The organism is Cytophaga aurantiaca DSM 3654 (assembly GCF_000379725.1).
Lineage (GTDB): Bacteria > Bacteroidota > Bacteroidia > Cytophagales > Cytophagaceae > Cytophaga > Cytophaga aurantiaca.
This window is the reverse complement of the sequence record NZ_KB903655.1, coordinates 1-5,100: the sequence shown is the minus strand read 5'-3', so window position 1 is coordinate 5,100 and position 5,100 is coordinate 1. Positions and strand designations below refer to the sequence as shown.

General features: G+C 38.6%; 2 protein-coding genes. Both read right to left on the bottom strand.

Translation table 11 applies throughout. The features are described 5' to 3' along the window. On the bottom strand, window positions 1–2,777 hold a 2,777-nt coding region (locus A3EE_RS0114340; protein WP_425386836.1), incomplete at its 3' end, for a LamG-like jellyroll fold domain-containing protein. 1,555 nt (window positions 2,778–4,332) lie between these two features. Further along, a partial coding sequence (locus A3EE_RS20745) for a T9SS type A sorting domain-containing protein (protein WP_157447042.1) occupies window positions 4,333–5,100 on the bottom strand: 768 nt, incomplete at its 5' end.

The following is a 5,100-nucleotide window of genomic DNA, read 5'->3' as shown; positions in this document are numbered from 1 at the left end:
GCTGTATTATCAAATTGGAACAAACGTGTTTTAGTTGTTGCCGGATTGATTACCTGTGCATCATCAGCAAGGTCATTTGCAGTAACACCATCCAACGGACAGGAAATGTAATGTGTCGTGATGGAATTGATTGCTCTGAATACTTTAACATTACCGCTTACCGAACCCGCATCACCGGATGCATAACCAATGTTACCGCCGTTATCAATATCAACTGTAAGATTACCGTTGGTTGTTAATACACCTGAAGTCAAAGATAATTTACCTTTTAGTGTAATCGAATTTGCTGCTCCGCTCGCGATCGTTACNCCAGCNGCATTNTTNACNNTAGTATTATANAANNTTGAAATNCCNGTAAGTGTTTGTGNNGTTGTACCNAGCAAAGCAACCGTTGATCCTGAATTTGCAGTAAATGTTCCGCTGTTCGAAATAGATCCGTATGCATTTAAGATACCTCCCGAATTGATTATCAAGGAAGCTGTACCGCCGGAGTTAAGTGTAACTTTTGCTGCCGTTGCAGTTACACCGCCGGCAATTACCGGCCATCTGTTCGATGTAAGCGTACCTGGAATTTCAACATTATTTTGAGCAGTAGGTATTGTATTCAGACTCCAGTTCGCAGCCAGGTTCCATGCAGTACTGGATGAACCGTCCCATGTATTTGTACATGCACTTAAAATAACAGAATACGTCGCCGTAGCACTACATCCTGCATTTGAAACAGTCATTGTTAACGTTACCGTTGTACCCACATCTCCGGCTACAGAAGTATATACAGGTGCTACTGTAGTTGCACCGGATGTAATAGAACCTAAACCGTTTTCTGTCCATGCAATGGTTCCATTACTGGAAGTTGCACCTGAAACAGTCGCAGCAGCTGACTGACAAATTGTTTGACTTCCGCCCGCTGTTGCTGTTGGGACATTATTTACATTCACTGTATAAGTAGCTGTTGCATTTGAACAAGGACTATTACTTACTGTCATTGTTAATGTAACCGTATTGCCTCCATCACCTGCTGCAGGTGTATACACTGGAGTCAAGGTTGTTGCTCCTGAGGTAATCGAACCTGTACCATTTTCTGTCCAAGCAATTGTACCATTTGTTGATGAGGCACTACTTACTGTTGCTGTTCCACTTACACAAATCGCTTGACTGCCACCAGCCGTTGCTGTTGGGATAGCAGAAATTGTAACTATTTTTGTAGAAACTGCAGTCGCACTTGAACAGGATCCGCTGCCAGTAGCAGTCAATGTTAACGTTACACTTCCAGCTGTTTTATCGGCTGCACTTGGATTGTAAGTAGCAAGGGTTAAGGATGTAGCATTTGCAAATGTTCCTGTTCCAGTTGATGTCCAGACAACACCTGATTGATTGTTTGCACTTGAACCTGCAGTTATATTAACTGCACCGGAACTTGAACAAGTTGTAATTGCTGTTCCCGCAACTGCTGTTGGAAGTGGGGCAACTGTTATGGTTGTTGTAGCAGTACTAGCACATCCGTTGCTATATGTAGCAGTAACCGTATACACCTGATTGGATGTTGGAGATGCTGTTACGGTTGCACCGGAGGAAGTATTTAAACCGGTTGAAGGAGACCATATATACGTTGTTGTTAAACCACCTGGAACTGTTAAAGGTGCTGTAGAAGTAACCCATGTTGGAGAACCTACAACTGCAGCTGTTCCTGTACCTGAAACACTTGTTAATGATGAACCACTTCCTTCATTTAATTTATAGTAGGCAATTAAATCAGGATTTTCCGGGTCAATAGAGATACTTTTGTTTGCATTAATTTCTGTCGATGTTCTTGTGATATCCCAAATACGTATTTCATCCATACTGCCTGCAAAACCAGGATCTGCTGCATATTGAGATTCGCCTAAATAATTAAATGCCAATGGTTTTGGCAATAATGAAGCAGGACTTAATGTCATCGATGTATTTGTTCCTACGGCAACCCCATCAATATACATGATGCCCGTTGTAGTTGAAGCGTTGTAAGTAACAGCTACATGGTGCCAGGTATTTGTAGTGATACTTGTAGTCGTATTTATTTGTTGTTCTCCCCCATTACCTGTTTTAGTAATTGCATATCTAGGAAATCCGGAAGAGGACTTAGTTGTGAAAAACATGTTTACATTGGTACTGTTACCAAAGTCAAAAATACGCTGCCATTGAGTTGTATTGTTTGTCCAATATATCAAAGCCTCAAATGTAAAATCACTTGCGGAACTTAAAGGATCATTGTTTAATTGTATGTATTGACCTGTCCCGGAAAGAGACAATGCTTTACCCGGATCGCCAGCTGCTGTTAATACTACCGATGAACCTGAACAAATGGTTGCTGCAGTATTATCAATAAATACTGCAGGGATTGGATTAACAGTAGCAGTTACCGAAGTTCTTGAAGCAGTTGTGCAACCGCTGCTTGTTGCATCGACATAATAAATAGTGGTTGCAGATATAGTCGGACTATATGTATTACCTGTTGCAATACTTGCCCCCCCTGTTGATGCTGTATACCAATTTACTGTTCCTGCACTAGCTGTTGCTCCTAATGAAACCGATCCGGATCCGCAAATACTTCCCGGGGTTGTAGCGGAAATGGTTGGTACGGACAAAATGGTTACTGCAACGGCAGTACTAGTTGTAGCACAACCTGAAACAGTAATTTTAACTTTATAATATGTTGTTGAAACAGGCGAAGCTGCATAGGTTGACGTGGTAGCACCGGAAATATTGGTATATGTACCACCACTTGTTGAGCTCGTCATCCATTGGTATGTTTTTGTTCCTGTTCCCGTAAGAGATGCTGTAAGTGTTGTTGATGATCCTGGACAAACGGAAGGAGATGCAGGTGAAATAGAAGCTGTCCGTCCACATGGATTTAACCCATTGCAATTGGGTCCACCGCAGGAAAAAGGATTTACACTAAAAACAGTGCTGCTTCCACCTGCATTTAAACTACCTGTTGTTGTAATATTACCCGTACCTGTAATGGATGATGAATTCCAGGATTGATAATTCCCATTCACCGTAACTATTCCATCCAGTGCCATGGAACCCTGATTGTTAGTTATATTTCCATTGACATATAAACTATTCGTAGCAGTTAATGTTAAAGAAGAACTATTATTAATTGCTACTGCACCAACAATTGTATCCTTGTTATTCGTTCCGCCAAAAGTTAATGAACCTGAATTTAAGGTAAGTCCACCTCCACGAACCACTAATGGACCGGTTGCAGATAGTGTTGATGAATTATTAAGTGTAAGGCCTGAAGATATAACAACAATTGAACCGCTGGAATTGAGCGTTGTTCCACCGCCAACTGTTAAGCCCCCGGTTACAACAATCGAACCAACGTTTGTAGATGTTGCAGAGGAACTGAAAGCCAATCCACCTGACTGAATAATAACCTTTGCACCACTTTGAATAACTAATTTAGATGTACCACTAAACCCTACACCACCCGTAAAAGTTACCGTGGTACCGGAAGTAATTGTTATAACAGCAGAACTGTAGATATTTCCAGTTGAATAAGTTGTATTACTTGAAATGGTTAAGTTAGAGCCGGTATTTAAGGCACTTTGAGCCTCTGCTTTATTGATAGAAAATGTCAACAACAATAAAAAAGTTACCAAAGCACTTATTGTACTTTTTCTTGACAAAGCAAATATAGAATCAAACAGCACATCTTCTATTTTATGGAAATTATCTCCAAATAATGGAAATAATACATCTAAAGCCGTTTTTATAAGTTGTTTCATAGCTGATTTGTTATTTTAGCAACACTTACAAATCATAACGAAACCAATAATTATAGGTTTGAACACATATTTACACGGATTGTAAGTTTGAACATTATTATTTGAGTTAAAGTAAATTCATTATTACACATAGAAAATACAAAACACTATATATCAACATTATATATATACAATTGAAATATCAATATTTTAATAGGTGACATTTATCATATGTAACTTAACATATGTTAATCGAAGTAATTCCACAAAAAAAAATACATTATTACGTATAAATAGAATTTCTTTATTGTTCAAGGTTTCTAATTAGACGTTGAATTCGTATTATCTACTTCTTCCTAAAAATATTTCCTAAGTCAAAACATCTTTTAAGACAATAAACCTTAGCTCCAAAATCGAGTAAAGTCTAAAATATCACAAACAACTCCTATAAGAGAGCTTGATAATTACAATATGAATACTAAAACTTCTCAATTATATTTTCAAAGGAATTCCATTAGATCAAATAAAAAGAGATGCCTTAGATAATAAAGCATCTCTTTTTAAAACTATTTCTTTTTTCTTATCTCACTAAACTGATCATTCCGGTAAATACATTTCCATCAACAGTAACTTTAACCAGATAGGCTCCAGATGAAACATCCATTGGTACATAGGTAGAACCTGACGACAATACATTATTGCTTAATACTTGAATTAAATTCCCTGTCATATCAAGTATCTGAATTGTTGCAGTACTACCACCAAACTGCTGCGTCTGAATCACAAAACCTTTTGTAGAAGAATTGATCTGAAGACCGGCAGATGTATTAGACGTATTCCCTCCTGTTGTAGTTGTTTGACGCATTTGAAGATCAAAGCGGTTCAGATCGTCTGTTTTTAATGCTGCAAACGAATAATCACGTGTAGTAACTACTGTTTCTGTTCCCAATTTCTTATCTACCAACACATATTCAATGGCTGGATCACTGGTTGCAATACTCAAAATATAATCACCATCTGCAGGTATTTTTGTGTATACAGCAATCGTGTCTTTTGCATATGGATCTGCAATTGAATTGATCGAATATTTCGTAGAACCAAACATGGTATAGATTGAAGGAACTGCCGTTCCGTTCATCATCTTAAAGGCATCCAGATCCCCATCAAATTCGTTTGTTGCATCTTCGTTAAAACGAATCACTGTTTCATCTGCTGCACTTTCACTCTTCAATGTCAAACGAATTGTTTCATCTGAAGCAACACGCCACATAGACTGAAACGTTGCCGTACGAACCAGACCATTCATTGAAACGGTTGCTGTTGAAGGACCAGTGCCCGTATAGGCCAC